The sequence below is a fragment of the Rhizobium sp. WYCCWR10014 genome, assembly GCF_001657485.1.
GTDB lineage: Bacteria > Pseudomonadota > Alphaproteobacteria > Rhizobiales > Rhizobiaceae > Rhizobium.
Genome location: NZ_LXFU01000051.1, coordinates 465,078 through 490,704 on the forward strand (window position 1 = coordinate 465,078; position 25,627 = coordinate 490,704).

The following is a 25,627-nucleotide window of genomic DNA, read 5'->3' on the forward strand; positions in this document are numbered from 1 at the left end:
GTTCTTCATTGTGCTGATTAGATGGACAACACAGAACGGCATGCTGAGAGAATTCGAACGGTCGGCGCGTTGTCGCCGGCGGAGCTGGCGGCCTTCGCAGCGGTTGCGGAGTACGGCGGATTCCGCGCGGCCGCTCGACGAAGCGGCATTAGCCCTTCCGCTCTCAGCCACAGTGTCGCGAGCTTGGAGAGCCGCCTCAATGTGCAGCTCTTCCATCGCTCGACCCGCAACGTATCGCTCACTGACGCAGGTAAGCGTTTCTTCGCCCGACTTCGACCGGCACTTGTTGAGATCGCCGACGCCGCGGACGAACTGGGCGAATTCACTTCCAAGCCCTCCGGTACGTTGCGGATCAACGCGGATGCGGCGGCTGCGGAGCAGGTGCTGGCACCGTTGGTGCTTGAATTCATGGCGGCGTTTCCCGACGTGCGCGTCGAGATCGTCAGCGAGCGCCGACTCGTGGACATCGCCGAAAACGGGTTCGATTGCGGTATCCGCTCCAGCGAGATTATCTCGGAGGACATGGTGGCAATTCCGGTCGGGCCGATGCAGCAGCATATCGTCGTCGCCGCACCGTCATATCTTGCGGGCCGTCCCCCGTTGCGATCACCGGCCGAGCTGAGGGGCCAACGTTGCATCCAGCTTCGTATGCCGGGAGGCGGCATGTACCGTTGGGAGTTCGAAAGGCGAGGAGAGGCACTCGTCGTCGAGACGGCTGGCGGCCTCGTGCTCGACAATTCAAGGCTAATTCTGGCAGCGGCAGTCCATGGTTACGGCCTGGCTTATGTGACGAAGTGGATGGCCTCCGCCGCTCTTGAAACTGGAGCCTTGGTCGAACTGCTGGGAGAATGGACGCCGCCTTATCCAGGCCTGCATCTCTACTACCCGAGACACCGCCATCTCAGTGCCTCCATGCGGGCCTTCGTTTCGTTCCTGCGGGATAGAAAGCAAGCACGATGATCCGCTTCTTCCCGTTGATCGGACTCTCGCACGCAGGGTTTCCACCATCGACCGTCCGCCAAGACGAACTAAATCCGGACCCGCCGGGATAGATCGCGCGCATGCGGACGGCTCGGGCGAGCAGGGGAGGTCACGTGACTAGGGTGGGGAGCTGCCGTTATCTGGAAATCTCTGCGAGAAGCGCTTCGATATCATCGACTCCTGATGATCTTCAAGGCCAACCCTTATGCGCAAGACGAGATCGTCTGCATCCCACCTCCGCACCGTCCGGTAGGCCTTGACGGGCATAGGCGCAACAAGACTGCGTGTTCCGCCCCAAGATGCTCCTATCGCAAATGTTTTGAGCACATTGAGAGCCGGCGAGACCCGATCGGACACATGCAAGTCAAGGCGCGCTTCAGGACGATACGGCGAATTCGATTCATTCAGGGTAGAATAGTGCGTCGGATGCGTGTCTGTCATCCGGCGCGGCATGAACTTTGTCGATGCCAAAATTGGGAGCTCAATTCTAAGATCGACTACCCCAGGTTATCCGCCAGAAAACCTCCGAGCGACTTTGCCTCGTTGGACAAAGTTGCCCGACCTTTCACCAGCGCCATCTCAGACGCCGGCTGATCGTCGAACCCATCGGCAGGACCGAGCTGCCGGTGTTCGGAAAGCACCGCATCGGATGGCAACAGACTGATCCCGAGGCCCGAAGCGACCGCTGCCTGCACACCCATCAAGCCTTGGCTCGTATAGGCGATCCTCCAACGGCGACCGCTTTGCTCGATAGCGCGGATGGCCCGATCCCGGTAGATGCATCCGACGGGAAACACCGCAAGTGGCACGGGGTCGGCCTCCACGGAACGCGTGGCGCATCGTACCCAAACCAGTTTCTCCTTCCAACTGGCAAGACATTGCCCATTACCGGGCTCGCGCTTGATCAGCGCGAGGTCGATTTCGCCCGCGTCCAATTGACGTCGAAGCTCTGTGCTCCAGCCGCTGACAGTGTCGAGTCTGATATGCGGCGATGCAGCAGAAAATCCCGACAGGAGGTCGATCAGGCGTCGCCCGGCAAAATCCTCCGGCACCCCAAGGCGCACGGTTCGGGGTGCAAAAGGTTTCCGCATGACTTCAGCGGCTTCCGCTGCGGTCGCAAGTATCCTGCGGGCATAGCTCAGCAGTACTTCGCCGGCCTCAGTCGTCTCGACGGTTCCGGACGATTTGTCCCGACGCAGCAGGACAGAACCGATGTTGAGCTCAAGCTTCTTGATCTGCTGGCTCACCGTCGATTGCGTGAGGTGCACCCGCTCGGCGGCCTTGGTGAAGCCGCCGCAATCGACGACCGCGGCAAAGGTTTTCAGAAGGTCCAGATCGAAGCCGAAGGTCATTTGATTCGTCGATTTCCTGTATGGTGATATTTAATTTTCCAATGATTGATGTGTTTGTCAATGTCGGGCTGAACAAAGGAGACAAGATATGACATTGCCCGGAGCCAGACCAACATGGTTGACCTTTGATTGCTACGGAACCCTGATCCAGTGGGACGAAGGGCTGCTAGCGGCGATGGAGAGGATACTGTCCGCAAAAGGTAGCGATATCGATCAGCAAACCTTCATCGCAGTTTATGACCGACATGAACATGCACTGGAAACGGAGCGTCCTCACCGAACTTTTGCCGACGTCAGCGCCCTTGCCCTGGAAAGGGCGATTGTCGAATTCGGTCTTCCGTTTGACGCCGCTGATGCCGAAATCCTGACTTCCTCCATCGGCAAGATGCCGCCGTTTCCGGAGGTCGTGGCAACGTTGGAAAGGTTAAAAGCTGCTCGCTTCCGCCTTGCCATCATCTCGAACACTGACGACGCCATCATCGCCGGAAATGTCGCCCAGCTTGGCAGTTCAATCGACCGCGTCATCACGGCTGAGCAAGCTGGTGCCTACAAGCCCTCCGGTCAGACCTTCCGTTACGCCTGGAAAAGCCTTGGCATTGGTATGGACGATCTGGTGCACATCTGCGCCAGCCCGCATCTTGATCTTGCTGCAGCGCGCGAGCTTGGATTTCGCACTGTTTGGGTCGACCGTGGCACAGGCCGCAAACCACTTTCTGATTACCAGCCAGATGCAAGAGTCCCGACACTCGACAAGGTACCCGCCGTCTTTGCCGCGGCAGGCTGGATGTAATCCGAAGGAGACAGCAATGGCGCATGAACTGAAGATTTCGAAGACGAACGACAGTCGCCGTCACAACCTTCCGCTGGATAGCGAGGAGATCTGGCAAGCCAGGGTTGACCTTGCTGCTTGCCTTCGCATGGCTGCTCGCCTGGGTCTTGAAGAGGGAATCTGCAATCATTTCTCGGCCGTTGTGCCTGGGCACCCCGACCTCTTCATCGTCAACCGCCTCGGCTGGGCGTTTCAGGAGGCAACCGCTTCATCGCTGCTGATCTGTGATTTCGAGGGCAACATTGTCGTCGGTGATGGCGTTCCTGAAGCAACCGCCTTCTACATTCACGCACGGCTGCACAAAATGTCGCCGAGGGTGGGGGCTGCCTTTCATACGCACATGCCGAATGCCACGGCGCTCAGTATGGTCGAAGGCGAACCACTGGTTTGGGCCGGGCAGACGGCGCTTAAGTTCTACGGCCGTGTCGCGGTGGATGAGAACTATAACGGTCTCGCGCTGGACGAAAGTGAGGGCGATCGAATTGCCTCGGTCCTTGTCGAAAAGGATATCTTGTTCATGAAGAACCATGGAGTCATGGTTTGTGCGCCCAACATCGCCGAGGCTTGGGACGATCTCTACTATCTTGAACGCGCCGCCGAAGTCCAGTTGAAGGCGATGGGTTCGGGCCGCAGGCTACTGCCAGTTTTACCTGCTGTCGCGGCGGAAGCGGCACGGCAGATGCGGGAAGGGGACCCGGAGAGCGCCCGGTTGCATCTGGAAAGTATCCGGCGGGTACTCGATCGGCAGGCTCCGGAATACCGAGATTGAGCAGATGGATAGGTGACGGGTTTCGGAACTCGCTTTTCTCCATTCCACACTTCAGGGCGTGCCTTCGCTGATCAGTCAGTACCGAGGCTGAGGCTTCTCTGGCTGCGTGCTCGATGACCAATCCTCGAGGCAGTGAGACCATGTGGATCTTCTCTTTGCAGGAGCTTGCCATCAAATGTGAGCACAGACTGGAGTTCATAACGAAGCTACTGCCGTGGATCCGTCGGACGAGCGGTTTCAGACTTGACCGTCGATCAACGGACCGGCCAGAGTTATTATCGCCTCAGAGTTTCCATTCCCGTCGCTGAATGGGCCCGTCTTGACGATCTGACGCCTGTGCCCGGCATGCCAGTGGAAGCCTTCGTTCAGACGGGGAGAGGAAGGCACTCGCCTATCTTACGAAGCCTCTTACCGATCAAGTAGTTCGGGCGTTTAGAGAGGAATGACAGTGGCTTGCGACAATCTGAGCAGGACCCTTAAGGCCAGATTCACGGCAATTTTTGCCTCGCAGGATTCGAGTGCGCTGCTCCGAGGCGCTGCGTCTAGTATGGCGCGTTTTGTATCGTCGCGAAGTTAAATGTGTCAACCATGGTAGCAATGGGGTCTGGGAAATACCGGTAAGTTGCAACGCGCTTCCCATGCAAAATGTAGTCTTTTGGCTCGACGTCTCCCATCACAATCAGCGAAACCGTCACCCTGGAAGTTCCCAGCATCTTGAGGGCAACGATTCTTTCCCGTGGGTTCGGGCATTGCTCCCCGACGTCACACAGCCTGCCAATCAATCTCATTTGAGCGAAAGGCTCGAAACCTGCGAAAGATGTACCGCCTATGAACTTAACCTTGTCCTTGAAGGCCGACCATTCCGTTCCGGCGGTAATCTTCTCAAACATCGGGACTGCGTTTTTGAAGGTGAAGTCCTTTGCAACGAAAGGCGCGACCGAAGAGATCAAAAGCGTGACATGCTTTTCGCCAATCCCGCAGTCAATCCACAAATGGTGGTCGTCAGGCGCGCTGGGCTCAATGTCGCGAACTTTACATGCGGGGTCGGCAGCCATGCTAGTATTGGCTGGCCCCCTGACAAGCCACATGCCAGCGGATGATCTCTCAGCGGATACAGCCCAAAGCGTCACAATGAGAATGATTGCAGAAAAAAATCTTGGCATCAAATTATCCTATTCGCGTCCGTTGTGAAGCTGCGATGGTTTTTCTGTTCTTCAGCGTGGTCGGCGGGAGTCAGAGGTGGACTTTCGATAACTGCGCCAAGTTCCCTGCGGCGGCCCGATCAAATTCTGCCAGTCCATTTCCAGGCCTTTCAGTGCCGCCACCGTTGCCAGGCCGACCGCCTTCGATACCCTGACCGCAACTGCGTTACCGATCTGCTCGGCAGCCTTTTCAAAGCCCTCAACAAAGTGCCAATCAGGGAAGTCCTGTAGCCGAGCACGCATGCGCAACGGGGACGAATCCCTCGTTCACGGCGTCGGTCGGCGCCGCCTTCGGTACTGGAGCGTAGGTGAACCCTTTTGATCTCCGGCGGGCGTCCCGAAGGATGTCCTGAGAGCCCTTCAACGACTTCGCAAATCCCACGTATGTGGACAACTCGACGGCCGGGAGATTGCATCTTGCCTTCAGGAACGCCTTCGCTTCTGCAGGCGGGACGATCCCCATCAGCTTTTCGACCTCCACCGCCATCTGCAGGACGCGGTCGGTCATCTGTTCCTGCAGCTTCAGGATGCGTGCTCGGGCGTCGGAAAGCGCCTGCGCCTTTGGGTCGGTGGCGGCCATAAAGAGTGTCCCCTTTCGGGACCTCCATACGATGTCGGATCTTTCAGGGCCGGTAAACGTATCGGTAAAATATGAGCGATCTCAAAGTATTCGATCGCTTGCTTCCAACTAACATCGTGGAAAGAAATAACGCCCCAATCAAGCAGAATGGTTCGCAGCGCGAGCCATCCCCGGCGGCACCAGGTCGAGCAGACGGTGCGCGCTGGATCACGTTCTGCTCAAGCCATTCTATCCCTACGTCAGGCTGTCTCTAGATCTGAGGTCATCGGCGCCTCCCGCCTTTAAAGGACGGTCGGACAAGAGAGCTCCGCAAGAGCCTGCCGAAGAAGGCCAGAGATCGCTCCCCGGCCTTCGGATTGTGGATGCCCGTCATCAACCGACCTTGGACTTCAGCATGTCGAGATGGTCGATGTGCTCTTTGACCTGGCCTCGGGCCAGCTTCGTCACGCTCAGATGCTCGCGGTTCTGGCCGACCTTCAGATAGTCCTCCTGGATCGTGAGCAGCTTCTTGTGGCCGTCGAGCTGAGCCGTCACGTAGGCTTTGTCGAAGTCCTTGCCGGCAGTAGCCTTCAGCTTATCGAGCGACGACTTGCCATCGGCGTCGAGCATGGCTTCAACCTCGGATTCGGTCGGCGGCTTCAGAGCGCCCTCGGCCTTGCCGTCGGTCTCCATCGACTTCAGGATGTCGGCGATCGTCTCCTGCTCTGCGACTTCCCATTTGGCGAATTCCTTTATCATCGGGCCGGACGCCTTCTCGACGGCCACGCGGCTGGCCGCAAGCGACAGCGAGCCGACTTTCTTGGTTTCGTCGGCGTGCTTCTTTTCGGCGTCGCCGGGAGCGGCGGCCGTCTGGGCGAAGGCGGGCATGGAAGGGAATGCCGGGACGGCGGCGGCGAAAGCTGCGGAAGTCAGAAGGGTGCGGCGGTTCATGATGGTCTCCTCGTTTGAACGCGACACCGAACCTTGCTTAACGCTCAAAGTTCCGGCGTGGCAACGAGGAGAAGGGAACATCCAAAGACGACGAAGGTTAGCCTAGCAGAAGGAGTCAGCATCATGGGAATGAACAAGCCGAAGGACGGTGCGCCTGGCACCACGGACCAGTCTCCGCGATGGGAAGGTCCCCAGGAAAACACGCCGCGAGGATATCTGCCCGCCAAGGACGATCCCGACCGTGCGGAAAACGCTAATGGCGAGACCAATGTCGACCCCGAGGTCAAGAAGATCTCGGACGTTGTGAACAGCACCTGATGGTCACCGGCATAGTCTGGCCGCGTCAGCGGATACAGGGGCGTTCTGTAGCTCCTGCTTGACGTTCCTTGCCGATGACGCCAATTGGCACGAGCCGCTAACAGATTCGCAGCTATTGGGGCCGTTGGCCGGAACCATCGAGAGCACGGCGGATTTCCTCTTACCGAGGCATGGAGCACAAGCATGGACAACGACAAGACGGCCCAGGAGGCGATCGAGGAGACAGGGAAGAAGCAGGTCGATGGGCAGGGTCTACCGGCTGCCGGTCCACACGCGACTAAGGAACAGACGGACGAAAGCAAGACGCCTGGCGCGGGCGCACTTCCCGACCGTGAAGACGAAAGCGTTTCTCCCGGCGGCGGCTGAACGTATCGCGCGATGGCGCCGGTGATCCTCCGGAGCCGCCGCTAGCCTTTCGAAACCCGGATCGCGCCGACATCCTCTAAAATCCCTTGCACGGCTGCGATCTGCCCCGCGGTGATATCGACGGAAACCTCGATGTCGCCCTCTAACGCGCCGTCGTCGCGAGTTCCTTCGTCATGCGATGCGTCCCCGCCAGAAGCCATCGAACCGGAGGTATTTTCGTCCGTCGCCGACTGTACGAAGATGTCACGCCTCGAAATGCCTTGCTGTTGCACAAGATGCTCCACCGCGAGGTCGGCGGCTTCACGCGTTGAAAAGCTCGCGCGGATCGTAACGGTGCTGTCGTCTGCCATGATGGATCTCCTGGGGGCCGATCGAAGCAAAACTCTTGGGGCGCTCCGTTGTTCGAAGCTTCATGTCTTTCTTTCGGCGGGCGACTCGTCAGGCCGCAGCTCTCGCTCATGGCAAAGACAACGTTTGAGAGGCTGCTTTCGCAACGCTTACGCGGCGTCGCGAAAGCCTGGACTTTCAAAGAGGAGCTTCAAACGCGCAGTGCCATTTGGGGAGAACTTTTGCGTCGCGATTTCCTGATACCAGGTGAAGCTCCTGTCAACAAAATCCTCCTTTGGAGGGACGTATCTAGTGCGGCGGGGGGACGGTCCAACCCCATACTTCGGTGGCAGGTTGAAGCTCCTTTTCACAGTCCTACGTGTTGGAGGGTGGAAGGAGTACTTGAATGAAGACAGAGCCCGACAAGCCGGACTTTAAGACGATGTCCGAAGCCGTGCAGGCTTGGTACCGGTTCTACGAGGTGGATCCGAAAGACGGCCTTTCCGACGTACTTTGCCAGGCGGCAATCGACTTCTACCAGGAGGGGCATCGCACTTCCGACGATATCGCGACAGCGCTCATCGGAACTTACGTAGGCATCCACGCCACGCGAGTGAACGCGCCGACCTCCGCCGCGTTGCACTGATCCCAGACGGAGACCGCTTTGTTTCAGACAGCCTCCAACCTCAAAATCTTCCGCGAAGCGCTGTCCGAGCACCTGCAGCTCCCAGAGTATTTCCTGGGAATGCACGCCTTTTTCGACGGCGAGGTCGTGTTCGCCCGCGACGTCGTCCAGGTGAACTTCGATCTGTCACCGTTTCCCGTTGATTTCGAAAACATGTGGAGCTGGTTCAGGGAGCAGCTTCGTGGCCAGCCCGAGCAGGAGACATTCGCGTACGAGCTCGCATTCGCAGTCGAGGCGGAAGAGGACCCGGCGATGGAAATGCTGGCGGAGATCACCCGCGGCTCGGGCATTACACTCTGGATGATCGATCTCGCTCATCAGGACACGCCCACGGATGGCAAGCGATACGTTATCGTCTCCGCGCCCGACAAAAAGCGCTCGAAGGAATTTCGAGACACTTACCACGGAAAGGATGGCCTTGCGGGGTCGTGAGGAGGGCGAGACAGTCTCGTTGTCGGCGGAGATGGGGCGTCCCGCCGAGTTTTATTGGAACTGGCTCTGCCCGCAGGGATTAGCTTCACGAGGACAACCCAGGAGAAGACTAATGTCATTCAACGTACTGATTGTCGAAGACCAGCCACTGATCGCCTTGAACCTGCAGGATACGGTGGAAGAGCTTGGCCACCACACCGTCGGCATCGCGAGCAACATGTATCAGGCGCTCTTGCTTTCCACCGGCGCGGACATCGCGCTCGTTGACGTCAATCTTGAAGATGGGCCAACCGGGCCGATCACCGGCCGCACCTTGGCGGATACGGACGTTTCGGTCCTGTTCATGACCAGTGATCCCGGCGGAATCCGAGGCGGCGTGCCTGGAGCGCTAGGCGTCATCCAGAAGCCAGTCCGCGACATCGAGCTTGTCGAGGCAATCCAATTTGCCGAGCGGCGGGCTGGGAATACGGACATACCGCCGCCGAAATGCTTCATCGAATTTTCGCCACACGGCGCGTCCGCTTCGGAGCAAACTAAACGGCGCGCCGCTCGGCATCGCCGGTAGTCCAATCGGTGATGACGACGTTGCGCCCACCAGCCTTCGCTCGAAGAAGGGACGCGTCGGCCCTCTGCATCAGGTTTGTCGACGGTTGGCCGTCTTGTGTTGACGCCACGCCTATCGAGACCGTCACGGTCCCGAGCGGCCGACCCAAGTAGGTGATGGGTGCTCTCTCGATTGCACCGCGCAGTCGCTCCGCGAGCGACCTTGCCTCCTTCTGGTCGGCGCCTAGCATCACGATCGCGAACTCTTCTCCACCGAACCGATGTACTGCCCCATGATTTCCAGCCACGTCCATCATGATCGCTGCCACCTGGCTCATAACGAAATCGCCCGCGTCATGCCCGAAGTCGTCGTTGAAGCGCTTGAAATGGTCGATGTCGATCATCATCAGCGCAGCGGGGAGATCAGTCGCCTCCCGGCGCAGTCGATTGAGGTTCTCGTCGAGCGACCGTCTGTTCAGAAGGCCCGTGAGCGGGTCCTTCACCGCGAGGTTGGCCAGTCGATCTCTGAGCTGCAGATTGGCGATGGCTAACCCAAGGTTCTCTGCGATCAGCTCGATGTAGATGCGGGCGGCGATCAACTCCAATCCGCCGTCGGGACCTTCGAAGTAGAGCATCCCAACCGTGTCGCCATGGGCCGCGAGTGGCATACAGAGGCTTCCGTCTTTGGTCGTTTCGTCCAGATGCTGACACGGGACGTCGCCATGCTCGGCTTCGCTGAGATGGGGGCGGCCACGTCGAAGCCCCCAGCACTGAATGGACGGAAACTCGGTGGTCGAGCGGCGTGGAGCACCCCAGGTGTCTGCGGCGCTCAAGACGGTCCGGCCTTCGCTCATGACGAACAGGTGCCCACCTAGCTCGGGAAAAATCTGCACGGCATAGCGGGCCACCACCGGAGCAAGTTCTGCCTCGTCCTGGCAACCCTGCAGCCGATGCATCAACTGGAGGATCAGATCCTTTATCTGCTGGTCCTTGCGCCGCTCGGCGTCGAGCCTGTCGCGCTCCAATCCGTTGTCTCGGAAGATTTGGATGGCGTCGTTCATGTCGCCGATCTCATCTCGGCGGCCGTCAGCCAGCAGTTCGACGGTGTAGTCCTGTTTGGCCAATCGCCGGACGACGCCGCTCATCTGGTGGAGTGGACGTGCAACCCGCCGCTTCAATACGAAGTAGAGCACGCTCAAGAATACGAGTGCGGTGATTGCCAGAAGCGATTTCGCTATTGCTCCCCAAAGGTCCGCCTTCTCCTTGGCGGAACGAAGGTCTTCCTGTCCACTCGCGTCGACAAGGTCGGTAAAGTGAGCGACGCTAGCCATCAAGTCGGTCAGCGCTTCCTCATGTTCCGGGGAGAAAACCGCTGCTCTTCCGACGTCCTGTTTGCCAGCGGCGAAATCCTTGACGGCCTGCTCCTCGATGGCGTCGAGCACTTCTGCGTCGGCCTCGACTGTCTGCAGGGCCGTCCGCTCCTGGTCGGTAAGGTTCGAGTTGACGAGACGCTTTACCGACTGTTCTCGTTCGCGCTCGAGCGCATCGGCTGCCCGAAAGGCATTCAGGTAACGTTCCTCGCCCTTGATCACATACAGCCGGGCGTCTTCGGTCGTCTTTTCGGCAGCACTCTGTAGCTGCTCGACCGTTTCATCCAGCGTCCAAGCGGTGGTCGCGGCGTCGCGCTCCATGTCAGCGCTTCTAACCGCCATTATGAACGCTCCACCCGAGAGAAGCGTCAGAGCTACGGTTGTGGCGTAGGCCCAATTTGTGATCGTGCTAATCCGCATCCGGCTCGTCCTCGCGTGCAGCTACCGGTTATGGGAGCTGTGCTTATGCGACCGAAGATTAGCGATTAGCGATTTACGTGTGCTTAACGATTCAGGTTCGGAGCTGGCGCTATCCTCAACTGATGATGAAGCACCAATCTGGGTCGCGCAGCGCGCGCGAGATGACCGACATGATCATCGCGCTCAAGGCTGCTCCCGACATGACAGGATACCAATGATCTCTCGGATCAAGGCACCCGGCGGTGCCGTCGGACACAGAAAGGCCCGCCGGTAGCACCTGGCGGGCCTTTATCACCGACACATGGCTTTATGCCTTGTCGACGACCTTCTTGACTGCGTCCTTCGCTTGGCCCTTCGCCTGTTGGGCGTCGCCCTTGACCTCCTGAGCGAGGCCCTTGGCTTGCATTTCCTTATTGTCTACTGCCTTGCCGACGCCCTGACGGGCCTTACCTGTGAGCTCATTTGCCTTGCCGGTAACTTTGTCCGCTGTGCTGCCCATCGAATTTCTCCTTGTTGGAAACTGAATTGTTTCAGTGAGATACCAACGGGCCTTGAACAAGATCGTTCCATCGATAGGGGCTTGAATGTCGAGGGAGATTTGTGGCCAATTGCTAAAACGAGCGGATCGACGGGAGGATTGAGCTTGCGAGTAAGGGGATTGAGGTGGGTCGTATTTGCAGTGTGCCTCGCGGCATCCGCGAGTGGGCAACTCTCGGCACAGGAGGTCGGCGAGGCCATCGTCGACGCCACCATTGGCGAATGGCTGATCGCTTCAGAAGATGGCTCCGTTGGCTGTCACATTCTGGGCAAAGACAAGACCATCGGCGGTCGGGTGGTGACAGAGGGCAAGACGTGCGAGGCGCCTTGGCACGATGAGATCGCGGCCTGGGATTTCTCGGATCCAGGGATCGTGCTTCGTGATGCTGCTAGAAAGCAACTCGTCGGATTTCAGGAGCAGGAAGGAGGACCGTGGAGAACACCCTTGGACGTCTCACCGGTCATCTATTTCATCCCGCAGCCCGGATCGATGGATCGGATACCGACGGCCAAGGACGCCTACGGCAAGTGGGTTCTAAGCGACAAGAGAGGCAAACCTCTGTGCCATCTATCGCTCTTGGAGACGGTCTCGAAGAGGTTGGACGACGCCAGCGCCGTTCAGCTTGGCAAGGATTGCGCAGCGAGCGTCAGGAAGACCAAAATCGACGCATGGCAGATCGCATAGATCCAGCTGGTGATCATCGGAGGGGAGGACTGGGTCTACACGATGACCCCGGACAAGGATGGCTTTGTCTCCGACGACGGCAAGTTCCACCTGAGGCGAGATGAATGACGACAATGACAACTGCTTTCCTTTCGCGGAAAGGACGCGCATTCGGGCGACCTTCAATGTTGCGGCCCTTATTGTCGTCTGGGTGATCTTGGCCGCCGCATTGCTGCGGATCAGAGCTCAGCGACCATTTGATTGCCGAGAGAACCTGCGGAGCCGGCCGGATCTGCAAGGAGCATTGAGGCACTTGGCGATGGACTGAGATTCTGGGTTGCACTCGAAGAGTGCAGTGTGCGGCCGCACTTGCGTCGCGGTGAGATGAGCGTCAGTCGCTTCCAACGCGCACCTGCTCCACCGAGAGACTTCCCGCAGGCAGTGGCTTGAGCAGCTGATCCTGGGGTTTCGATAGAGCCAGCCAGTGTCGCCATTCCTCGGGTTTCAAGATGACAACCTGTCGATTATGGATCGGCTCGACATCGGGGCTCGGCTTCGTCGTGAGCATCGTCATCGACGCCGGCTGATTGCCTTCTCCTTCGCGCCACAGCCCAGCAATGGCGAATATCGCGCCATCGGCGAGCGTGAACCTGTGCTTCGCCTTCGGGTATTTCGTTCCGGTAAACTCGAAGAAGGCCGACGCCGGGATGAGGCAGCGTTTGCTCTCTGAGAAATCCCGGTTTTCCGAGACGAAATTAAAAACCGGTCCGCCTTTGCGTCCGGCAGACGGCGGAAAACCGAACTTGGCAGCGAAGAGTTCGAACTCGTCGCCGGATGTCCGGACCACCGGGGCGATATCACCGATTTTGATGTCATCGGCCGTGGGTAGATCGAGTTCAGACTGGTGCGCCGGAATCCGTAGGGCGAGAGACTGCATCATCTCGCAGTACTCTTTCCAGCGAATATGTTGTTCATAGTCATTGCACATAGCGGAACCGCTCGTCAGCTTGGGATGATTATCGGCCCGCCTTCTTTCGACCTTTAAGGTCGGCTTCGACGCTCTTCTTAAGGGCGTCCATGATGCTGATAACGTTTGAAGGCTTCGCGTCGTCGTCCTTTTTATCCTTGGCCACCTTGGACGATTTGGAGGGCTTGAGAGCCTTCTTCTTGGTCGCTATCAGTTTCAGCAAGCTCTCCTGGATCGGATCGCTGACCATCGAAGGCGACCATTCATCAATGTGCCGCTTGATTATTTGAGTGATGGCAGCGACCGTCGAGGTGTCAGCCTTCTTCTCGATACCCTGGAAGTATTCCTCCTCAGGGCGGACCTCGTCACCGAAGCGCAGGGTCCAGACCACGATGCCTTCATCGCGCGGTTCGAGGACCACCGCACGTTCTCGGCGGCCGATTACCACCCTCGAGACGCCAAGGACGTTTTCTGCCTTCATCGCGTCCCGTATGACGGCAAATGCCTCGTTGCCGATCTTCTCGTTAGGAACGAGGTAATGGGGTGTTTCAAGGTAGATCCACTCTATGCTTTCGCGCGGGACGAATTTTTCGATATCGATCGTCCGCACGGTCTCCAGGTCAATGGACTCGAGGTCTTCGTCGGTCAGCAGAACGTAGTCGTTTTCACCGCGCTCGTAGCCCTTGGCTTCGTTTTCATCCTTGACGGGCTTTCCAGTCACGGAATCGACGTAACGTGACAGGACGCGATTGCCGGTCTCCTTGTTGAGCGTGTGGAACCGGACCTTCTCGCTCTCCGATATCGCCGGGCTCATTGCCACGGGACACGTGACAAGCGAAAGCTTGAGGTAGCCTTTCCAGTATGGGCGGGGTGCCATTGGAGTTTCCTAGCTGGCTTTTTTGTGAGGGGTCTTGGCAGCTGTTTTGGGAGCGGCCGCCTTCGTCGTTTTCTTCGCGTTCGCGTTTGCAGCCTTAGTCTTGGATTTGGCAGCTGGTTTGGCGTCCCCCATTCCAGCACTTTCGCGCAGGGCCTTCAGAAGGTCATTGGGCTTTGACACCTGAACTGGCTTCGGCTTGGGTAGCGACCGGCCTTCCGACTTGGCTTTGACCAGATCGGCGAGGGCCGCCTCATAGCGGTCATCGAATGTCGCCGGATCGAAATCACCCTTCTTCGTGCCGATGATGTGCTTGGCGAGGTCGAGCATTTCTCCCTCTACCTTGATCTCGGGGACCTCCTTGAAGGCGTCCTTGGACGAGCGAACCTCGTAATCGAAATTGAGTGTCGTCGCGATCAGGCCGCGCCCGTGTGCGCGGATAAGAACGGTGCGCATCCGTCGAAAGAGAACCGTTCTCGCAATCGCGGTGACGCTGGCTTTTCCTAGGGCATCCCGAAGGCCTGCAAATGCGTCTTCCGAGACCTCATCGGTCGGTACCAGGTAATACGGCTTGTCGAAATAGACATCGTCAACCTCGGAGCAAGGGAGAAACGCCTCGATCTCGAGCATCTTGTCGGAATCCGGGATGACGGCGGTCACCTCTTCCGGGTCGATCATGATGTATTCGCCGTTCTCAATCTCGAAGCCCTTCACCTGGTTTTCCCGCTCGACTGTCTCCTCGGTCTCGCTGTCCACGAACTCGCGGCGTACAGGGTTTCCGGTGGCCTTGTTGATCGTCCGAAAGGAGATGCGATCCGAAGTCGCCGCCGCAGTATAAAGGCCGACGCCGCAGGTGATTTCCCCGACCTTGATGTGGCCTTTCCATTGAGCCCTGTGTGCTGCCATGACTTTCCCTCCGGCCGGAACTTTCCAGTTAACTTGTCGTTCGGCCTTTCGTTCCGAACCACGGGAAGGTGTGCATGTCAGAGCCGCATGAAGACGACAGCGAGGTCCTTCAGGACGAAGAGGCGATCCTGCCAGATGCCGTCCTGATGTGGTTTAGGTTCTATGGGGTCCCCTTCGATGAACGAACTGCCGATGTTTTGTGCGAGCGGGCGATGTTGCTCTACGCAGAAGGGCAAGGCCAGCGCTACATTGAAGATCACCTCATCCGGACGTTTTCAGGTCCGATGGCCATGAGGGTCAACGCTCCGTCTTCGGCTCTAAGCCATTGAGGCACTCGTTTTTTGAGTGCTGCGCGGCCCGGCCATGTGAGGGGCGGGTGCAAAGCGGTGACCTACATCAGCAAGGTGCCTGCTTCCATTACACAAGCTGCTCGGGATCTTCCGGGGACGATCTTCACAGCTTCACGGCTTATGTCTGGGCAATTCGTGCGAGGCGTCCGGCGTCTTTGAAGGCCAGAGTGCCGGTTGAGGGACGCGCTCGGAAAGCCCGCGCTTCGAAAGGCGGCGAGCTGAGGCGTAGCATCGACTGATCACCCATGACGCCCTACGTCGAGATCAGGACGGGGATAGTCTCCAATGGATTGACGGGTCGCGCGGCGTCAGACAAAACGCATCAGCAGGAGTTTATCGATGCGTGTTGCCGCCATCCTCTTCATAGCCGTCTGCCTATTCCTGGCAGGAGCGACCGCTTCACGCGCATATGTGAGCAACTCGAACCTTTGGCTGCTCGTAATCGCGCTTGTCCTCTACACATTAGGCAATCTTTCGATGATCGCTCTCATGCGGACAAGCGGGCTTTCCCTCGCTATTTCGTTGTCTTCGGTCGCGCAGCTTATCGCCATCAACGCGATCGCCGTTCTGGTTTTCGACGAGCGGCTTGGCTGGCATCAGGCGGTTGGCGTACTCCTCGGGATAGCATCGGTTACGCTCATGGTGATCGGATGAATGGCTCTCAATTGCGTTTCCTTGACCACCGCGAATGGCTGTCGTGGGGGCTCTTCTGGGCGCGCAACGGCGTGCGGCGATTGACGGCGGCATTGGAAAAGAGGCTCGGCCGGACTCAGGCTTGGGGGCTAAGGCGACCTGAACATGTACGATATCATGCTTCTTTTCCTTGCTGGCCTGTTGGCAGGCAGCATGAATGCGTTGGCGGGCGGCGGGTCCTTCGTATCCCTGCCTGCGCTGATATCGGTCGGAGTGCCGTCGGTAGCCGCAAACGCGACAAGCACCTTAGCCTTGTTTCCCGGCGGTATGGCGAGCTCGTGGGTCTACCGTGATGGGGTTAGGAGTGTGTGTGGCGTCAATGTCGTGCCCATTGCCATCGTGACGGTGACGGGTGGTGTGGCCGGAAGCATTCTATTGCTGCTAACCCCATCGAGGATTTTCGATGGTATCCTGCCATGGCTTTTGCTAGTGGCGACATTGATGCTCGCTGCAGGCCCGAGGCTCAGCGCCCAGTTGCAGACGCAGGCACGTCCGAGTGTTCTGCTGTTCGCAACGATTCAGTTCTTTCTCGGTCTTTATGGCGGCTATTTTGGCGGCGCGGTGGGTCTCATGATGCTTGCGGCGTGGAGCGCGCTCGGCGGTGGGGACATCAAGAGCCTCAATCCGACAAGAATGGTGATGGTCACCGCCGCCAACGCGGTCGCCGTCGTCGTCTTCGTACTTGCCGGGGCAATCGTATGGCAGCAGTGCATTCCCATGACGATCGGAGCCGTTATCGGCGGGTGGATCGGAGCACACATCGGACGAAGGCTGCCATCATCGGCCGTTCGGCTGCTAACCCTCGCGGTCGCCTTTTTGACGACCGCGGTGTTCTTTTCGCGAGCCTACCTTTGAGCGGAGGTCCTGTACCGCTGAGGCTCTCAGTCAATAACTTGCAATTGAAGGAGCGAAGTCCCGCAAAATGCTCAAGCGGCTCGACGAATGGATTGCGGGACGGCGTATCCAGCGGGTTTGATTGAGAACGCACGAACGATGGTCATTGCCGCCGAATATTCGCGGCACGCAGATGAGCTGGTGCCAAGTGCGCCTTTCCAAATTCGCGGATTTGCGGGTTCATGGGCGAGAGGCGCGATCCGGGCTGCTGGATCACTCACCTAACGCCCGCAATGCGGCGGGCGCGTCCTCGAAAGCGTAGGGATTGATGAACTGGCGTTGCCAGTTTCTTGTGTAACGGTGAAAGCCGGACGGATCGAAAGCGACCAACGCTCATGTCCAGAAGGGGGCCCGAAAGGGAGGCTTGGGAAATCAACCCGCAATATCGCAATAAATAGATACACATTGTGTATGCGTTTGTGGTATATGGCCTTGAAGGAAAAGGCCATGACCAGCAAAAACGCCACCGATACCCATACCCGCGCCGTTAACTTGAGGGTTCGTGAGGACGTTCGCGTCCTGATCGACCGCGCCGCCAAGGCCCACGGGAAAACCCGTTCGGATTTCATGATCGATGCTTCGCGCCGTGCCGCGGAAGACGCGCTTCTCGATCAGACATTGGTGCGGGTCGATCCTGACAGCTACAAACACTATCTCGCCATCCTCGACCAGCCGCCAAGTAGCGAAGGCTTCGAACGGTTGATGAACGCTCCCAAACCCTGGCAGCCGTAATGTTATCGGCACCGACGCTTCTCGGCGAAGCGCACGATCTCCAGCTATTCGACAGCGGGCATGACAGCCTTGATGAATGGCTGCGCCGCAGGGCGCGGGCCAATCAGGTCAGCGGCGCGTCGCGAACCTATGTGGTCTGCGAGGGCGAGCGCGTTGTCGGTTATTACTGCCTCTCATCGGGCGCGCTGGCGGTCGCGGACGCGCCGGGAGCGATCCGGCGCAACATGCCCGACCCGGTTCCCATGGTAGTCCTTGGCCGGCTGGCCATCGATCGCAACTGGCAGGGAAAAGGAATCGGAGCCGGGCTGTTGCAAGACGCCGTACTGCGTACCCGACAGGCAGCCCATATCATGGGTATTCGCGGCGTTCTGGTTCACGCGATTTCGGTTGAAGCCAAGGCCTTCTATGAGCATTTTGGATTTGCAGCGTCGCCCGCCAATCCTATGGCTTTGGTGTTGTCATTAAAGGCTCAAGTAGGCCTGAAGTGATCTGTGAAAATCGCCTTCAGTCGCTCGTCTGACCACGCTCGGCGAATTGACGGAGAGCTTCGAAACGATTTGTCAAAAATCGGGATCCATGTCCTGTTGGCCACATGATTCGGAATATTTAGAGCTTGCCGGTATTAGAAGAAGAAAGCCGGTTACAAGAAATGGGCCTATGTCGACTGGCTCTTTGCTTTCCGGTAACCACACCCAGACGAAAGTTCGTTGTTCTCAGCCTTAGAAGTCATCATTCACCTGCGTAGAGGAGGGGCGAACGGACTTCGGAAGAAGAGCAAGCATCGCGTTGTTTGCCGATATCGCCGTTGCAAGCGTTGCATGATCGGCGTTGAACAGGCGCACGCCTACAATGGCGGCCACTTCGAAGAAGGCTCCGATCGCGCAGCTAGGGTCGCCCTTTTCGATCCGCTGCAACAGCCCGCGCGAGATACCGGCGCGGTCTGCCAGCTCCTGTGTGGTCAGTTTGCGCTCGATCCGAGCGCGCCTGATCAACTGGCTGAAAACGAGCAGGGCATCCCGGCTGTAATGTGAGTAAGCGCGTGATATGAGCTTTGGCATGATCACCTGTTGATCTATTAATACACCACTAACGGCCTTTACGGCCTATTTATAGATCATTATTTCCGAGGAGTATCCCGCGTTATTGCGCGCCGCTACCTTTCCTGCCAGCCGCTCACCGGTCAGAGGCAGCCGCCAAGCGTTGATTGTTTCCGTAGTGTCCCATCCCGAGGGGACGAAGCCGTGGTTGTCATCGTGATGGGACGGATAGCGCGCCGGACTAAGATGGCGACCGATCGGAATTGGGGGAAGCGACTGTCGAACGATCGATCGAGCGGTCAAGCCAGCAAGCAACCGATTATGGACGAGTTCGTCGCTTGGCAGAGGTGATCAATCTCGTGCCTGCAATCGTCAAGCTCATCTGGCCAAGGACGGGGAGCTCGTTCCCATCAGAAAGAACGTCGCATGATCTCAGTCAGCAGCATGCACCTGAACGCCGCGGCAGAGCAGTCCCCATGTCGGGCTTCGTTGGGCCTCCTCGGCGTGAGCTTGCGTCATCGGATCGTCGCCGTCATCTGGCTCGGGGCCATCAGGCGGCGGGGCCTCACCAGGATCTCGCTCAGGTTCGGGATTGCCGATCGGCGGCGCTGGCGGCGGAACGATAGGCTCGTTGGGTACGGACATGGTTTCCTCCTTGCTAACCGGGAAACTCGCGTGCCCTTCCGTTTATTCAAGAGGTGGTGCCGTGAAGCGATGCTTTTCTCGAGCAGAGAACTGATCGCCGCCGACCGTCTCGGGCCACGACCGGCTCTTTTATAAGGATAGCAAAGGTACAAACATCCAAAAAGGCATGCGCTTGCGGAGGGACGAACAAGACGATCCGAGGATCTTGCAAGCAATGTGGTATCGGCGGCTCCATGCCTGGCTCTCCGATCGAGATATCAGTGTCGGCTTCGATGATGGTGAAACATGGCGAGGTAGAAACGCCGGAACTTGTCCGGCAGGGCAATCGGTCATCCTCGAAGTAAAGCGGTATTTCGATGTTGTCGGCGTTTCGGAATTTGGGGCGTTCGACTTCCTCGCGAACATGTCGGCGGCCTTGGTGGCTTCAGCATGGCGTTAATGGCTGGCCAGCGTTTCCCTGCCACCAGGTGCCCATGCTGACGCTGGCGATGCTGAGGCGACTGAAACGCCTTTAGAACTATTCTCTTTTTCACTATGCGCCCCCGCGAAACGAGCTTCGGCATACCAGCGACGATCACGGAACGGTTCTTGCACGGTTACTAATATGTTTACCGTGGGGAGACCTAACGTCATGAAATGGCACAGATCCGGAGAGTTTACTCCCTTGATGCTCGTTGTGAGTGGGCCGGAAAAGTACAAACTTGTCGCAACTCTTTGGGAGGCCGCCAATATGCTGACGGCTTGCTGGCCCATCGACGATGGAGAAGAGTATCTCACAGCGATTAGGGCATGCCGGGATGCACTTCATGGGGACGTCTCGGCCGAGGACGCACGAGAAGCGCTGATCCGTGCCGCCGACGAAGCTGGCATTCCGGTGATCACCGTCGTTCACTGAGCTTCGCTGCCGATTATGAAATGAGTTCACGGGCGCCTCCGTGACACAGCCCTCTCGTTCCGCTGCATACGCGTAGGTCCATCCCGCTAAACATCACCTTCAGGCGGCGCGCGGACGCCAGTTCGTTTGGCCTCTTTTGGGCGACAAGTGCCAGCTTCCGTTAATTCATCCACTTCACGTGCGTCTGCGACGGGTCGATGCCAAGGAAGGAGGGAACACCTTCCCCCAGCAACGGCATGTTCTGGCCGTCGAATTTACCGTGTCGCCGTCGACGACGGTCAAAGATACGCAGATGATCCTCCCAGCAATCGTTGGACGATATCTCCACGCTCGGCCGCCTCTAGCTTCCGCCTGAGTGCCTGTTCCTGCTCGTATGACTTGTGTGGGAAATGCTCGAAGCACCACCAGCGGGTCACCACAGCCGGAGAGGGACTGTTGCCCCAGCCACCCCACTCCTCACATCCCTTTTCTTCGCAATAGTGGACATGCATTTGCGGCGCTTCCGTCAGCGGCCGTCGGTCGGTGTCGCTCATATTTCCTCCTGGAGTTGCCAGCCCGCTTTCGGGACCGGCCACCCCTTCTGGGCCGCGCGGAAATCAGCCTCAGCTTCGGCCTTCTTCTTGGCTTCCGTGATGCCTGTTGCCCAAACTGTGATGCGCATGCGGCCGGCTTTGAATACGAAGCGCCGTTCGGTCGTTTGCTTGCCTGCCGTGTATCCTGCGCGAAAGCATGCGCGGGCAACCGACAGGCTGATGCTCTCGCGGAAAGACTGCGGTTGCGACGACCACCAGTCTCTCAGAGCAGTCTCAAATGACACGAACTTTGGTGGGGGACGGTCAAGCATGGGCGTCAGCCCTGGTCTCGGGCTCGACGTGACAGACCTGCCACCGCAACCGCGTTCTCTCATGAATCGTTTTGGGCATATCAGTCTCGATGGTAGCTCGGTCGCCAGCCGCGGGCCATGCCTCGGCTCATGGCGCCTTCGGTCAATGCCAACTGCCGGCGAAGGTGACGGATATCCTCCAGCAGGGTGTCTATAGCTGCGTGCGTATCGCCTCTGTGGTAGGCAATCACCTCTGCACGCTCATCGTCTTCCACGGCTTCGCCGATCGGCTGCTCTCGCATGTCCGTGCTCCGTACTTCGATTTCCAGAATGGCGGCCGCGCGCCGATGTTCTTATTATGTTCTGATCTCGATGTGAGTCAATAACCAATCTGGGTCAATTGCTTCTTTAGGCGCTGCTGATGTCTTCGCGCGATGGCAAAGCCGCCTCGGTGAAGCCGACGAGCCGATCCGCAGTCGGTTTTTATGAGATTGTGTAACGGCTGCCCGCTACAGTGCGCAATCGATACAAGGCTTAAGAACTCCCGTCAGAGCCAACACGATGCCGAGCAGAACGAACGACGTCGTCAGTACCCAAAAAGGCCAGTCGATCAGGAACTTCTGTCTCGGCGCCGCCCAGTCCTGATCATGATCTGGGAACTCAGATCGATGGAGCTTCGGGCCGAAATCTTTGCTGAAATCGAAGCCGTTTCTGAGGTAAAAGATGAGCGACCTGATGTACCAATACCAGCTGTAAGCACACATGCTTCCGACAAAGCAGAACGCGAACCACAACTGAATTCGATCTTCACTCAATCAAGCTTCCCCATCGGTCTCGCCATCTTCATCCAGTTCGTGCACCGGCAGATAGGTGTTCTTCTCCATCCACTCCCGGACGATAAACCTGATCATGTCGTTGCGCGTCTTGCCGAGCTCGCCCGCCAAGTCGCGCAGGGCGTCTTCGACATCATCCTCCATCGAGAGCCCGCCTGCATTACGCAGCCGCAGCGCGGCCCGACGAAGCATGATCTGAAGATCCGCTCGCGAAACATCTGCGATCCGATCGGCGGCGTCCTCGAGCAGTGTGGCGGTGTCGGGAGATGTCATGGGTTTACCTGCGCGCGGTCATTAGGGATGGCGCAGCGGAATTGATGCCCCGCCGCGATTTGCCGGTCGATCGGACAGCCCATCCAGGCGCGCCGCAGGAGCCGAGGAGGGAGGCCGCCGGAAATTTGCTAATGAAGCGGGTCATCAGGTGCTACTCGTCAATCTCATTGCCATCATCGTCGTACTCCGCCCCGCGGTCAGAGTCCTCGACATAAGTCCGGCATCCCTCTGCAAAAGACGATGAGTTGCCCGAGCAATCGTCCTCGCTTTGAATGCCGTTCTCCTCCGCCCATTCATAGCCGGCCCTGTGACCCTCGCAGTTGTCGACGCAGGAATTCCCGCCGAAGCTCTGCGCGAAGACCGGGGCTGCAAGGGTTGCCACCAGCAGAGCGCTCGCAAGCAACGTCGCCATCACGCTGCGCACTACCAGCCTCCTGGACGAGACATTGCGCTTCTGCCGCCGCACCTATTTCCCGCGGCATCGTACTGCCAATCATACTGGCAGTTGCCTGGATAGCGTCTCGTTGGAGTATATGCACCGCCGCCGCAGTTGCCGTTAGCGCATACTGCCGCTGCCGTCCCGACCAATGCAAGCCCCACGAGAACCGCGGCGGCCTGCCTTTGCTGAGCGACCATCCGCTCACATTCCAACATGCTCATCCCGCGTCGGTTCACTTCCGCCACGAGCTGGAATTGAAACGCTGGATCCTGCGTTTCCAGCGCCGTCTTGCAAAGCGCGGCTTTGCTCACGGCCGACGGCTTGTTGTTGAATTCAACCGGCGTCGTTGTGCAGGTCGCCAAGGCGAACGACATCGCCACGACGCCGAAACGTCGAGCTAACAGATACATTTTCACGGATAACCCCTCAGTTGCCCGCTGCCACCATCGCAGAATTCGGTTCCACGTCAAATTGCATGTTAATCTATCGTTAACGCAGCTTTAGGATGTACGGCGAAGGCTGCGTTGGCGTAGCGCCCATGTTGTCTTACTGTTTGCGCAATCGCACCGCCGCCCGACGATGCAAATCTGGAGATCCGCTCGCCGGACATGTACGATCGGCAGTCGGAAGGGCGCGATGCTGATCATGAACTGGTTCGATGATCCGCATTCGGAGGCGCGATCTTGATCTGCTTGGCTTTGGCGGTCCGGGCGCCGAGCCGGCCAAAGCGCGGGGCGAATATTTTCCGTCGGCACTGTCGATTTTCGCAACAGCCGATCGTCCTTGTCATGATGTGCTGGCACCGCGATCGTGGCTTCAGCACGTTCTCAGGCAACAGAAGGAGCTATTGCCATGGATAATCAGCATCTGGTCCCCGCCGCCGTGCTCGCGGCCAAGAACGGCGTCCGGTTTCCCAATGAGAGCGAGGAATATCGCATTGCCCGCGACGCGCTGCTGGCCGAAGAGATCGAATTGCGCCGGCATATCGAGCGCGTGGCGGTACAGCGCCGGGCGCTGCCGCCGGGCGGCGAGGTGACGAAAGACTACCGCTTCGAAGGCAGCGACGGGCCGATCTCCTTCAGCGAGCTCTTCGCCGACAAGGACACGCTGATCGTCTACAGCTACATGTTCGGCCCGCAACGCGAGCGCCCGTGCCCGATGTGCACCTCGCTGCTGTCGGCTTGGGACGGCGAGGTGCCCGACATTAAGCAGCGCGCAGCCTTGGCCGTCGTCGCCCGCTCGCCGATTGAAAAACTGCTCGCCTTCAAGAAGGAGCGTGGCTGGCATCATCTGCCGCTTTATTCCGACGCGACGGACGACTACAGCCGCGACTATCACGGAATCGGCGGGGATGGCAGCGATGACGCGGCCTTCAACGTCTTCACGCGCCGCGACGGCACCATCCGCCATTTCTGGAGCCAGGAGATGGGCGGTGTGACGGCAGATCCCGGTGAGGATCCGCGCGGCGCGCCCGACCTGATGCCGCTCTGGACCATTATCGATTCGACGCCCGAAGGCCGCCCGGCGGACTGGTATCCGAAGCTGTCTTATTAAGATCAGCCGCGTCGTACGCCGTCAGCCGGTGGAGCGGTTTCTTGAGGGCTCGGCCCATTCGATGCTGGTAACCGCGTCATCCGGCAGCGGCGGCGGATCGATGTCGTAGACATAGCCGGAGAGCATGTCGGCGGCGCGTTCCGTCGCCTTGATCTTCGCCTGGGTTTCGGCGACCGCCTTGGAGATCGCTTCGATCCGGGCGCGGAACATGTGGGCAAGCACATCGCGGCCGGACTGTTTTTCGAGTCGTTCCAGATGCAGTCCGATTCGCGAGGCGTGGCGCTCGAGCTCGCTCTTACTGAAACGCGCCTTGCGCAGTTCCTCGGAAAGGCTGTCCTGCATGACGGCGACGGGATCGAAACTTCCGGGTGCGCGTTCGTCGAGCACCGCGTCGGTGACGAGCTTCTCGATCATCACGAGCGCCTGCAACTCGGCCGCATCGGCGAATTCGACGTCATAGCCGGTATCGTCGTACACCTTTCGCCGGACCGGATCGAGAAGCAGCCCGTAGGCTTTCTGCAGATTGGCAAAGGCGTCCGAATCACCGCCCGAATCGGGGTGGGTAACCTTCGCCAGGCGCCGATAGGCGGCCTTCAGCTGCGCCTCGTCCGCATCGCGTTCAACGCCGAGAATATCGTATGGATCCGTCACGCCTGCTCCCTTGCTCCCCGCCACGTTGCGGGCAGTCTAGGTCTTCTTCTGCATCAGAAGGGCGAAGTTTAGACCGAAACGAGGAATGACGTCCATGGCCCGAGATGGCGATGGTTTGTGCAAATGCTTCGGCAAACCTTCGATTGCTCAATGTTTTCAATTCGTTGTTCGAAGATCAGCCTGTGATGATCGAAGCGAGATAACATCTGGCGTCGCCATCGATTTCCAGAATGGTTGCGGCGGCGTTCTCGATCAGCAGCGCATCGCCGGCCGCAAGCGCGCCAGTCTCGCCGTCCCGCCGGAATGACAATGCGCCGCGATGGCAGAAGAACAGGCATGTCGAGGGCGGCAGCGGCACGGTCTTGCCGCCATCGGCGTCGATCCGGATCAGCGTATGGGCGAGCCCGTCACGGCGCGTCATGACGTTGAGATCGGTGATCGCTCCGTCTTCGAGCCTGGCGGCGACCGGGATATCCGCCGCGAAGGCCAGCGGATCGCTTGCCGTTGTCAGCAGCACCGGCGTGCTGCCTGCCACATCGAGCACCATGCCGTTGCCATCGAGGATCGCCAGCGTCCGGTCGATGCCGGGAAAGATGGAAAACGGGCCGTCCTCCGCGACCGTCGCCATGCTGATGCGCCAGTCGAAGTCGTTGATCGAACCGCCGGGTGGAAAGACGGCGATTTCCACCGTCTCTCCCTTTCCGTTTTTCCACGGCATGCGTTTGTGATCGCCGGCGCGCAGGATCCTCACGGGCC

The 25,627-nt window shown here is 58.7% G+C and carries 37 protein-coding genes and 2 pseudogenes; 17 read left to right on the forward strand and 22 right to left on the reverse strand.

Going from position 1 to position 25,627, the window contains the following annotated elements:
- Positions 1 to 21 precede the first annotated feature (21 nt).
- Positions 22 to 960, forward strand: coding sequence for a LysR family transcriptional regulator (locus tag A6U98_RS32170; protein ID WP_064655253.1), 939 nt, complete (start codon positions 22 to 24; stop codon positions 958 to 960).
- A 157-nt stretch (positions 961 to 1,117) separates the two neighbouring features.
- Here A6U98_RS32170 and A6U98_RS38165 read toward each other — a convergent pair.
- A pseudogene (locus tag A6U98_RS38165) lies at positions 1,118 to 1,326 on the reverse strand (cystathionine beta-lyase); the annotation flags it as partial.
- 152 nt (positions 1,327 to 1,478) lie between these two features.
- Positions 1,479 to 2,333, reverse strand: coding sequence for a LysR family transcriptional regulator (locus tag A6U98_RS32175; RefSeq protein ID WP_064655254.1), 855 nt, complete (start codon positions 2,331 to 2,333; stop codon positions 1,479 to 1,481).
- A gap of 88 nt (positions 2,334 to 2,421) precedes the next feature.
- Here A6U98_RS32175 and A6U98_RS32180 point away from each other — a divergent pair, with 88 nt between their 5' ends.
- The 3 genes and pseudogenes from A6U98_RS32180 to A6U98_RS37900 all read left to right on the forward strand — a co-directional run.
- Entirely contained in the window at positions 2,422 to 3,123 is a 702-nt protein-coding gene (locus A6U98_RS32180; protein ID WP_064655255.1) for a haloacid dehalogenase type II, read from the forward strand.
- A 16-nt stretch (positions 3,124 to 3,139) separates the two neighbouring features.
- Positions 3,140 to 3,931 carry an aldolase gene (locus tag A6U98_RS32185; RefSeq protein WP_064655256.1) on the forward strand — a complete coding sequence of 264 codons (792 nt, stop codon included), beginning with the start codon at positions 3,140 to 3,142 and terminating at the stop codon, positions 3,929 to 3,931.
- Between the two features lie 237 nt (positions 3,932 to 4,168).
- A pseudogene (locus tag A6U98_RS37900) lies at positions 4,169 to 4,377 on the forward strand (HlyD family type I secretion periplasmic adaptor subunit); the annotation flags it as partial.
- A 96-nt stretch (positions 4,378 to 4,473) separates the two neighbouring features.
- Here A6U98_RS37900 and A6U98_RS32190 read toward each other — a convergent pair.
- The 3 genes from A6U98_RS32190 to A6U98_RS32200 all read right to left on the reverse strand — a co-directional run bounded on the left by A6U98_RS32190 (position 4,474) and on the right by A6U98_RS32200 (position 6,643).
- Positions 4,474 to 5,094, reverse strand: a complete 621-nt coding sequence (locus tag A6U98_RS32190) for a hypothetical protein (protein ID WP_064655257.1) — start codon at positions 5,092 to 5,094, stop codon at positions 4,474 to 4,476.
- 253 nt (positions 5,095 to 5,347) lie between these two features.
- Positions 5,348 to 5,713, reverse strand: a complete 366-nt coding sequence (locus tag A6U98_RS32195; protein WP_064655258.1) for a hypothetical protein — start codon at positions 5,711 to 5,713, stop codon at positions 5,348 to 5,350.
- Between the two features lie 372 nt (positions 5,714 to 6,085).
- Positions 6,086 to 6,643 (reverse strand): DUF4142 domain-containing protein, encoded by a 558-nt coding sequence (locus tag A6U98_RS32200; RefSeq protein WP_064655259.1) that lies wholly within the window; start codon positions 6,641 to 6,643, stop codon positions 6,086 to 6,088.
- Between the two features lie 123 nt (positions 6,644 to 6,766).
- Between A6U98_RS32200 and A6U98_RS32205 the strand changes: the two genes are divergently transcribed.
- Together A6U98_RS32205 and A6U98_RS32210 are read left to right on the forward strand one after the other, a co-directional pair.
- Entirely contained in the window at positions 6,767 to 6,961 is a 195-nt protein-coding gene (locus A6U98_RS32205; RefSeq protein WP_064655260.1) for a hypothetical protein, read from the forward strand.
- Positions 6,962 to 7,144: 183 nt separating this feature from the next.
- The gene (locus A6U98_RS32210) at positions 7,145 to 7,327 is read left to right on the forward strand and encodes a hypothetical protein (protein ID WP_064655261.1); all 183 of its coding nucleotides are present in this window, start codon (positions 7,145 to 7,147) and stop codon (positions 7,325 to 7,327) included.
- A gap of 41 nt (positions 7,328 to 7,368) precedes the next feature.
- On the opposite strand, the gene A6U98_RS32215 is transcribed toward A6U98_RS32210, so the two are convergent.
- Positions 7,369 to 7,677, reverse strand: coding sequence for a hypothetical protein (locus tag A6U98_RS32215; RefSeq protein WP_064655262.1), 309 nt, complete (start codon positions 7,675 to 7,677; stop codon positions 7,369 to 7,371).
- Between the two features lie 383 nt (positions 7,678 to 8,060).
- Here A6U98_RS32215 and A6U98_RS32220 point away from each other — a divergent pair, with 383 nt between their 5' ends.
- The 3 genes from A6U98_RS32220 to A6U98_RS32230 all read left to right on the forward strand — a co-directional run bounded on the left by A6U98_RS32220 (position 8,061) and on the right by A6U98_RS32230 (position 9,336).
- Entirely contained in the window at positions 8,061 to 8,300 is a 240-nt protein-coding gene (locus A6U98_RS32220; RefSeq protein WP_064655263.1) for a hypothetical protein, read from the forward strand.
- An 18-nt stretch (positions 8,301 to 8,318) separates the two neighbouring features.
- Positions 8,319 to 8,771, forward strand: coding sequence for a hypothetical protein (locus tag A6U98_RS37905; protein WP_245304591.1), 453 nt, complete (start codon positions 8,319 to 8,321; stop codon positions 8,769 to 8,771).
- Positions 8,772 to 8,883: 112 nt separating this feature from the next.
- Positions 8,884 to 9,336: a response regulator gene (locus A6U98_RS32230; RefSeq protein ID WP_064655264.1), complete on the forward strand. Its 453-nt coding sequence runs from the start codon at positions 8,884 to 8,886 to the stop codon at positions 9,334 to 9,336.
- Here the strand turns inward: A6U98_RS32230 and A6U98_RS32235 are convergent.
- Both A6U98_RS32235 and A6U98_RS32240 read right to left on the reverse strand, forming a co-directional pair.
- Positions 9,305 to 11,005, reverse strand: coding sequence for a diguanylate cyclase (locus A6U98_RS32235; RefSeq protein WP_348627442.1), 1,701 nt, complete (start codon positions 11,003 to 11,005; stop codon positions 9,305 to 9,307). The two genes, A6U98_RS32230 and A6U98_RS32235, sit on opposite strands and share 32 nt — an antisense overlap.
- A gap of 406 nt (positions 11,006 to 11,411) precedes the next feature.
- A complete protein-coding gene (locus A6U98_RS32240) occupies positions 11,412 to 11,603 on the reverse strand; it encodes a CsbD family protein (protein WP_064655266.1) in 192 nt (63 codons plus the stop codon).
- 81 nt (positions 11,604 to 11,684) lie between these two features.
- On the opposite strand from A6U98_RS32240, the gene A6U98_RS32245 reads away from it, so the two are divergent.
- A complete protein-coding gene (locus tag A6U98_RS32245) occupies positions 11,685 to 12,326 on the forward strand; it encodes an AprI/Inh family metalloprotease inhibitor (RefSeq protein ID WP_197496467.1) in 642 nt (213 codons plus the stop codon).
- 370 nt (positions 12,327 to 12,696) lie between these two features.
- Here the strand turns inward: A6U98_RS32245 and A6U98_RS32255 are convergent, their stop codons facing one another.
- Genes A6U98_RS32255 through A6U98_RS32265 form a run of 3 tightly spaced genes read right to left on the reverse strand, consistent with a single transcriptional unit; the run spans position 12,697 to position 15,052 of the window.
- Positions 12,697 to 13,293, reverse strand: a complete 597-nt coding sequence (locus A6U98_RS32255; protein WP_064655269.1) for an SOS response-associated peptidase — start codon at positions 13,291 to 13,293, stop codon at positions 12,697 to 12,699.
- A gap of 28 nt (positions 13,294 to 13,321) precedes the next feature.
- Positions 13,322 to 14,149 carry a Ku protein gene (locus A6U98_RS32260; RefSeq protein ID WP_064655270.1) on the reverse strand — a complete coding sequence of 276 codons (828 nt, stop codon included), beginning with the start codon at positions 14,147 to 14,149 and terminating at the stop codon, positions 13,322 to 13,324.
- A gap of 9 nt (positions 14,150 to 14,158) precedes the next feature.
- Positions 14,159 to 15,052, reverse strand: coding sequence for a Ku protein (locus A6U98_RS32265; RefSeq protein WP_064655271.1), 894 nt, complete (start codon positions 15,050 to 15,052; stop codon positions 14,159 to 14,161).
- Positions 15,053 to 15,126: 74 nt separating this feature from the next.
- Between A6U98_RS32265 and A6U98_RS32270 the strand changes: the two genes are divergently transcribed.
- The 5 genes from A6U98_RS32270 (at position 15,127) to A6U98_RS32290 (ending at position 18,209) form a co-directional block, all read left to right on the forward strand.
- Entirely contained in the window at positions 15,127 to 15,381 is a 255-nt protein-coding gene (locus A6U98_RS32270; RefSeq protein WP_064655272.1) for a hypothetical protein, read from the forward strand.
- A gap of 360 nt (positions 15,382 to 15,741) precedes the next feature.
- Positions 15,742 to 16,056 (forward strand): GRP family sugar transporter, encoded by a 315-nt coding sequence (locus tag A6U98_RS32275; RefSeq protein WP_064655273.1) that lies wholly within the window; start codon positions 15,742 to 15,744, stop codon positions 16,054 to 16,056.
- Positions 16,057 to 16,200: 144 nt separating this feature from the next.
- A complete protein-coding gene (locus A6U98_RS32280; protein WP_064655274.1) occupies positions 16,201 to 16,950 on the forward strand; it encodes a sulfite exporter TauE/SafE family protein in 750 nt (249 codons plus the stop codon).
- Positions 16,951 to 17,436: 486 nt separating this feature from the next.
- A complete protein-coding gene (locus A6U98_RS32285; protein WP_064655275.1) occupies positions 17,437 to 17,721 on the forward strand; it encodes a DUF1778 domain-containing protein in 285 nt (94 codons plus the stop codon).
- The gene (locus tag A6U98_RS32290) at positions 17,721 to 18,209 is read left to right on the forward strand and encodes a GNAT family N-acetyltransferase (protein WP_064655276.1); all 489 of its coding nucleotides are present in this window, start codon (positions 17,721 to 17,723) and stop codon (positions 18,207 to 18,209) included. The genes A6U98_RS32285 and A6U98_RS32290 overlap by 1 nt, the downstream gene beginning before the upstream one ends.
- Before the next feature lie 231 nt (positions 18,210 to 18,440).
- On the opposite strand, the gene A6U98_RS32295 is transcribed toward A6U98_RS32290, so the two are convergent.
- Together A6U98_RS32295 and A6U98_RS36995 are read right to left on the reverse strand one after the other, a co-directional pair.
- Positions 18,441 to 18,779 carry a helix-turn-helix transcriptional regulator gene (locus A6U98_RS32295; RefSeq protein WP_064655277.1) on the reverse strand — a complete coding sequence of 113 codons (339 nt, stop codon included), beginning with the start codon at positions 18,777 to 18,779 and terminating at the stop codon, positions 18,441 to 18,443.
- Between the two features lie 411 nt (positions 18,780 to 19,190).
- Positions 19,191 to 19,403, reverse strand: a complete 213-nt coding sequence (locus A6U98_RS36995; RefSeq protein WP_156667919.1) for a hypothetical protein — start codon at positions 19,401 to 19,403, stop codon at positions 19,191 to 19,193.
- Between the two features lie 631 nt (positions 19,404 to 20,034).
- Between A6U98_RS36995 and A6U98_RS32310 the strand changes: the two genes are divergently transcribed.
- Positions 20,035 to 20,298, forward strand: coding sequence for a DUF982 domain-containing protein (locus A6U98_RS32310; protein WP_064655279.1), 264 nt, complete (start codon positions 20,035 to 20,037; stop codon positions 20,296 to 20,298).
- A gap of 278 nt (positions 20,299 to 20,576) precedes the next feature.
- Here A6U98_RS32310 and A6U98_RS32315 read toward each other — a convergent pair whose 3' ends face one another.
- The 7 genes from A6U98_RS32315 to A6U98_RS32345 all read right to left on the reverse strand — a co-directional run bounded on the left by A6U98_RS32315 (position 20,577) and on the right by A6U98_RS32345 (position 23,076).
- Entirely contained in the window at positions 20,577 to 20,789 is a 213-nt protein-coding gene (locus A6U98_RS32315; RefSeq protein ID WP_245304595.1) for a hypothetical protein, read from the reverse strand.
- A gap of 38 nt (positions 20,790 to 20,827) precedes the next feature.
- Positions 20,828 to 21,142: a hypothetical protein gene (locus tag A6U98_RS32320; protein ID WP_064655281.1), complete on the reverse strand. Its 315-nt coding sequence runs from the start codon at positions 21,140 to 21,142 to the stop codon at positions 20,828 to 20,830.
- Positions 21,143 to 21,222: 80 nt separating this feature from the next.
- Entirely contained in the window at positions 21,223 to 21,423 is a 201-nt protein-coding gene (locus tag A6U98_RS32325) for a hypothetical protein (protein WP_064655282.1), read from the reverse strand.
- A 207-nt stretch (positions 21,424 to 21,630) separates the two neighbouring features.
- Positions 21,631 to 21,936 (reverse strand): hypothetical protein, encoded by a 306-nt coding sequence (locus A6U98_RS32330; RefSeq protein WP_027687811.1) that lies wholly within the window; start codon positions 21,934 to 21,936, stop codon positions 21,631 to 21,633.
- The gene (locus tag A6U98_RS32335; protein ID WP_064655283.1) at positions 21,937 to 22,227 is read right to left on the reverse strand and encodes a hypothetical protein; all 291 of its coding nucleotides are present in this window, start codon (positions 22,225 to 22,227) and stop codon (positions 21,937 to 21,939) included.
- A gap of 151 nt (positions 22,228 to 22,378) precedes the next feature.
- Positions 22,379 to 22,651, reverse strand: coding sequence for a hypothetical protein (locus A6U98_RS32340; RefSeq protein WP_064655284.1), 273 nt, complete (start codon positions 22,649 to 22,651; stop codon positions 22,379 to 22,381).
- Positions 22,651 to 23,076: a hypothetical protein gene (locus A6U98_RS32345; protein WP_064655285.1), complete on the reverse strand. Its 426-nt coding sequence runs from the start codon at positions 23,074 to 23,076 to the stop codon at positions 22,651 to 22,653. Before A6U98_RS32345 ends, A6U98_RS32340 begins: the two co-directional genes overlap by 1 nt.
- 442 nt (positions 23,077 to 23,518) lie before the next feature.
- Here A6U98_RS32345 and A6U98_RS32350 point away from each other — a divergent pair, with 442 nt between their 5' ends.
- On the forward strand, positions 23,519 to 24,220 hold the full coding sequence (locus tag A6U98_RS32350) for a DUF899 family protein (protein WP_064655286.1): 702 nt from the start codon (positions 23,519 to 23,521) through the stop codon (positions 24,218 to 24,220).
- A gap of 21 nt (positions 24,221 to 24,241) precedes the next feature.
- On the opposite strand, the gene A6U98_RS32355 is transcribed toward A6U98_RS32350, so the two are convergent.
- On the reverse strand, positions 24,242 to 24,871 hold the full coding sequence (locus tag A6U98_RS32355) for a J domain-containing protein (protein ID WP_064655287.1): 630 nt from the start codon (positions 24,869 to 24,871) through the stop codon (positions 24,242 to 24,244).
- A 175-nt stretch (positions 24,872 to 25,046) separates the two neighbouring features.
- Positions 25,047 to 25,622 (reverse strand): HutD family protein, encoded by a 576-nt coding sequence (locus A6U98_RS32360; protein ID WP_064655288.1) that lies wholly within the window; start codon positions 25,620 to 25,622, stop codon positions 25,047 to 25,049.
- Positions 25,623 to 25,627 lie beyond the last annotated feature (5 nt).